Origin of the sequence: Kitasatospora sp. NPDC007106 (assembly GCF_040634455.1) — a bacterium.
Classification (GTDB): Bacteria; Actinomycetota; Actinomycetes; order Streptomycetales; family Streptomycetaceae; genus Kitasatospora; species Kitasatospora arboriphila.
Window position 1 is genome coordinate 1 of the sequence record NZ_JBEYFP010000629.1, and the last position, 3,485, is coordinate 3,485.

A 3,485-nucleotide genomic window follows, 5' to 3' on the forward strand; every position below is an offset into this window, starting at 1 on the left:
GCGATGATCGGCCTCATGACCCGCCGCCTCACCGGCGAGACCACCCCCACCTGGCGCGGAACCTAACGTCCGAAGCCAGGGACGAAACGCCCGGTGAGAAAGCAAAAGAGGCCGCCACTCCAGTCAGGGTGACGGCCTCCGTGCGTCCTGGCCCGGCCGGTGACGGGGGCTGGCGGCCCGGCCCCGACGGTTGCCCGTGCGCGTACTCCGCGCATCGCCCACGATCGAGGGAGGACCCGTTCGCGGAGGTCGGAGGTGCCCGATGGAACAGCGGACCGAGGAACACGGGAGCCGGCCGGCCGGCGGCGGGTACTTCGCCGGGTTCGCGCCGTGGATCGTCTTCGACGTGGTGGCGAGCCCGAGCACCTGGGAGTACGCCTCCCTCGCCGCCCTGGTGACGGCCGTCCTGTTAGGCCGGCCGTCCGCCGGCCGAGGGGGCTGGAAGATCCTCGACGTGGCCGGCATCGCCTTCTTCGCGGTCATGAGCCTGCTGGCGCTCTTCCTCGGCCGGGACGACCTGGAGTGGCTGGAGACGTACGCCCAGCCGATCTCGTCCGGGGTGCTGGCGGTGGTGGCGTTCGGCTCGCTGCTGTTCGACCCGTTCACCGCGCAGTACGCGCGCGAGTCGACCCCGCGGCAGTACTGGGACAGCCCGGTCTTCCGGCGGGTCAACCGGTTGCTGACGGCGGTGTGGGGGCTGGTGTTCACCGTGATCGCGGTGCTGGGGGTGGTCGCCGTGCACGTCGAGGGCGGGGACGACTGGCTGAACTGGGTGATCCCGGTCGCGCTGATCGCAGCAGCGTTCACATTCAGCGCCCGTTACCCGGACTCGGTCCGTCGGCGGATGGCCACGGAAGGGCCCCCGGCGGGCGGCGGGGCGACGGCCGGGGCGGGCATCCGGAACGACCGGGGCGGACGCCCGGGCCGTCCCGGCTGACCCCAGGACCTCTTGGCGCGCACTACGACTGCTCGAGGATCCGCTCGCCTCCCAGGTCGGGCGGCCTGCGCGCACCGGCCGGGCCGGGTGCGCAGGTGCGCGTACCCGTACCCAACGGATGTGCGCACAGCAGGTGCGCAGGTGCGCACTGGCGGTGCGAAGCAGCGGCCGGTCGGCCGAGCGCGGGTTTGGGTCAGTGGAGGGGGTGGGCGTGGATGGGTGTGTCCGGTACGGATCGGCCTGCGCAGTCGAGGACGTGGACCAGGCCGCCCTCCTCGATCTCGACCCGGACGGTGCGGTCGGCGTCCGCATGGACCGGCTGCCCGTACGGGCTCTACCCGACCTGCCGCGGCAGAAGTGGAAGCGCCGTTCCTGCGGCGAGGGCGCGCACGGCCCCAGGGTCTACGACTGGGCACGCGTCGAGGTCCGGCCCTGGCACCGCCCCGACCGCAAGCACTGGGTCCCGGGCCGCCGCAGCATCACCGATCCCACAAAGGTCGCCTACTACATCGCCTACACGCCCGCCGACGCCACACTCAACGAGCTGATCGCCGTCGCGGGTGCCCGCTGGGCGATCGAAGAGTGCTTCCAGACGACCAAGGGCCAGTGCGGCCTGGACGACTACCAGGTCCGCCGCCACCAGGGGTGGTACCGGCACATCACCCTCGCCATGGCCGCCCACGCCTGTCTGACCGTCCTGCGGGCCCAGCACCTCGAAAAGGGGCCGGACCTGCTCGAACGCCAGACCTGATCCCGCTCACCGTCCCCGAGATCCGTCGGCTGATCGCCCACCTCACACGACCTGTCCGCCGCAGACCCGACCACGTCCTGCACTGGTCCCACTGGCGCCGCCGACGCCAACACCAGGCCCGCACCAGCCACTACAAGAGACGAGGCCACAGCCCAAGGGCTGAAGCCCCGTCACGGTAAGCACCGTTGCAGTACTAGGGCCTGTGTGATGTTGTGATCAGTCGGCATTTCGCAGGAGGTCGTCGACCCAGATCATCGAGGCGCGGAGCTGGAGGCCGGCGAGGTAGCTCTCGGGCTTCTTGTCGCAGCGGGTGGCGATGCCTCGCCAGGCCTTCAGTTTGTTGATCAGGCGCTCGACGGTGTTGCGCTCTTTGTAGAGGTCGGCGTCGTGGCCGACAGGCCGACCGCCTCTGCTGCCCTTCTTTCTGCGATTGGCGGCCTGGTCCCGCTTCTCGGGGATGACGGCCTTGATGCCGCGTTTGCGCAGGTAGGCGCGGTTGGCGCGGGACGAGTAGGCCCTATCTGCGGCGACCGCGCCGGGCCGGGTGCGGGGTCGGCCGACGGGCCCTCGCACGCGCACCTCGGCGAGGACGGGGACGAACTGCGGGCTGTCACCGGCCTGTCCCGCGGTCAGGACGAGCGCGAGCGGACGGCACCGGCGGTCGGCGACGAGATGGACCTTGCTGGTCAGTCCACCCCTGGACCGGCCGAGCAGGGCCAGCTTCAGACGGAGCTTGCGTCGCAGTTGGACCCGTCTTCGCTCGTCCTGTCCGTTCTGTTCCTGCGGCTCGCCCCTTTTTGTCGGGCCGCCTCCTGCTCGCGCGCGGCCTCCTCCAGGGCCTGCATGAGTTCCTCGTCCACGAGCATTCCGGCGGCATCGTGGTGGGCGCGGACGGTCGTGGAATCGACGCCGACCAGCGACAGGTCCGTCTTTCCCGCGCGGGCGGCCTCGGCGATCAGGCCTTCGAGCAGTGCGCTGAACACGCCGGCGTCCCGCCAGACCCGAAACCGGCCGAAGACCGTGGACCAGGGGCCGAACTCGTCAGGCATCTCCCGCCACTGGGCGCTGGAACGGAACCGCCAGATCACTCCCTCGAACTGGTCGCGAAGCCGTTCGGGATAGGGCCCGAACCTGCCGATCGGCAGGTAGGGCTCGATCAAACTCCACTGCTCGTCGGTGAGTTGCCTGCGCGTCACAGCCAACATTCCTACCGGGTTCTGCCCCGGAGCAGGGGCAGAACCCGAGGATTGATCACGACATCACACAAGCCCTAGTTGACCGCCGCTCGCGAGTGACGGCCTGCCAGGAGACGCGCTGCGGCGGCCAGGGCCGACGTGGTCGCGGCCGCCCATGGCAGCAGGCCGAGGACTCCGCCCGCCTGCTGCCAGAGGCTGAACAGGCTTAAGGCGGCGGTCAGCGGCAGCAGGGCGAGCCCGGCGGCTGCGGCGTCGAGGCGGCCGCGGGCTGCGCACAGGACGGCCGGCAGCAGGGGCGCGAGCAGCAGGAGGAGCGACCGCCACCCGTCCATCAGGTGCCGGGTGTCGTAGCCCCCCTGCGCCTGCGTCGCAGCGAAGCCGGCGGCCGCGCCGGCGAGCACCAAGAGCGGCCGGGCGTGGCGCCGCGGTTCGTCGAGCAGATCGGGCGGGGCGGCGAGCAGCAAGGCGCCGCCGGCGAGGTACGGCATCAGGGCGGTCGCCGTGTAGAGCACCCACCAACCGGTCGGGGCGTCCTGCGCCGCGAGGGCGATCCGCAGGGCGCCGAGCAGGGTGACGGCGACGGCCAGGACGCGGGCGGCGC

General features: G+C 71.4%; 3 protein-coding genes and 2 pseudogenes. 2 read left to right on the forward strand and 3 right to left on the reverse strand.

The annotated features are described in order from the left end of the window. Nucleotides 1-262 precede the first annotated feature (262 nt). Entirely contained in the window at nt 263-937 is a 675-nt protein-coding gene (locus ABZ641_RS29720; protein WP_359986718.1) for a hypothetical protein, read from the forward strand. A 193-nt stretch (nt 938-1,130) separates the two neighbouring features. On the opposite strand, the gene ABZ641_RS29725 is transcribed toward ABZ641_RS29720, so the two are convergent. Further along, complete coding sequence (locus ABZ641_RS29725) at nt 1,131-1,217, reverse strand: hypothetical protein (protein WP_359986723.1); 87 nt, start codon at nt 1,215-1,217, stop codon at nt 1,131-1,133. Between the two features lie 30 nt (nt 1,218-1,247). Here ABZ641_RS29725 and ABZ641_RS29730 point away from each other — a divergent pair. After that, nucleotides 1,248-1,688, forward strand: a pseudogene (locus ABZ641_RS29730) (IS701 family transposase); the annotation flags it as partial. A gap of 216 nt (nt 1,689-1,904) precedes the next feature. Here ABZ641_RS29730 and ABZ641_RS29735 read toward each other — a convergent pair. Both ABZ641_RS29735 and ABZ641_RS29740 read right to left on the reverse strand, forming a co-directional pair. After that, a pseudogene (locus ABZ641_RS29735) lies at nt 1,905-2,884 on the reverse strand (IS5 family transposase). A gap of 74 nt (nt 2,885-2,958) precedes the next feature. Continuing rightward, nucleotides 2,959-3,485 (reverse strand): hypothetical protein (locus ABZ641_RS29740; RefSeq protein ID WP_359986721.1); only part of this gene is annotated, 527 nt, incomplete at its 5' end.

What these genes read in the sequence shown, in the direction of transcription:
- ABZ641_RS29720 (WP_359986718.1), top strand. Translation starts at nt 263, where the DNA reads ATGGAACAGCGGACCGAGGAACACGGGAGCCGGCCGGCCGGCGGCGGG.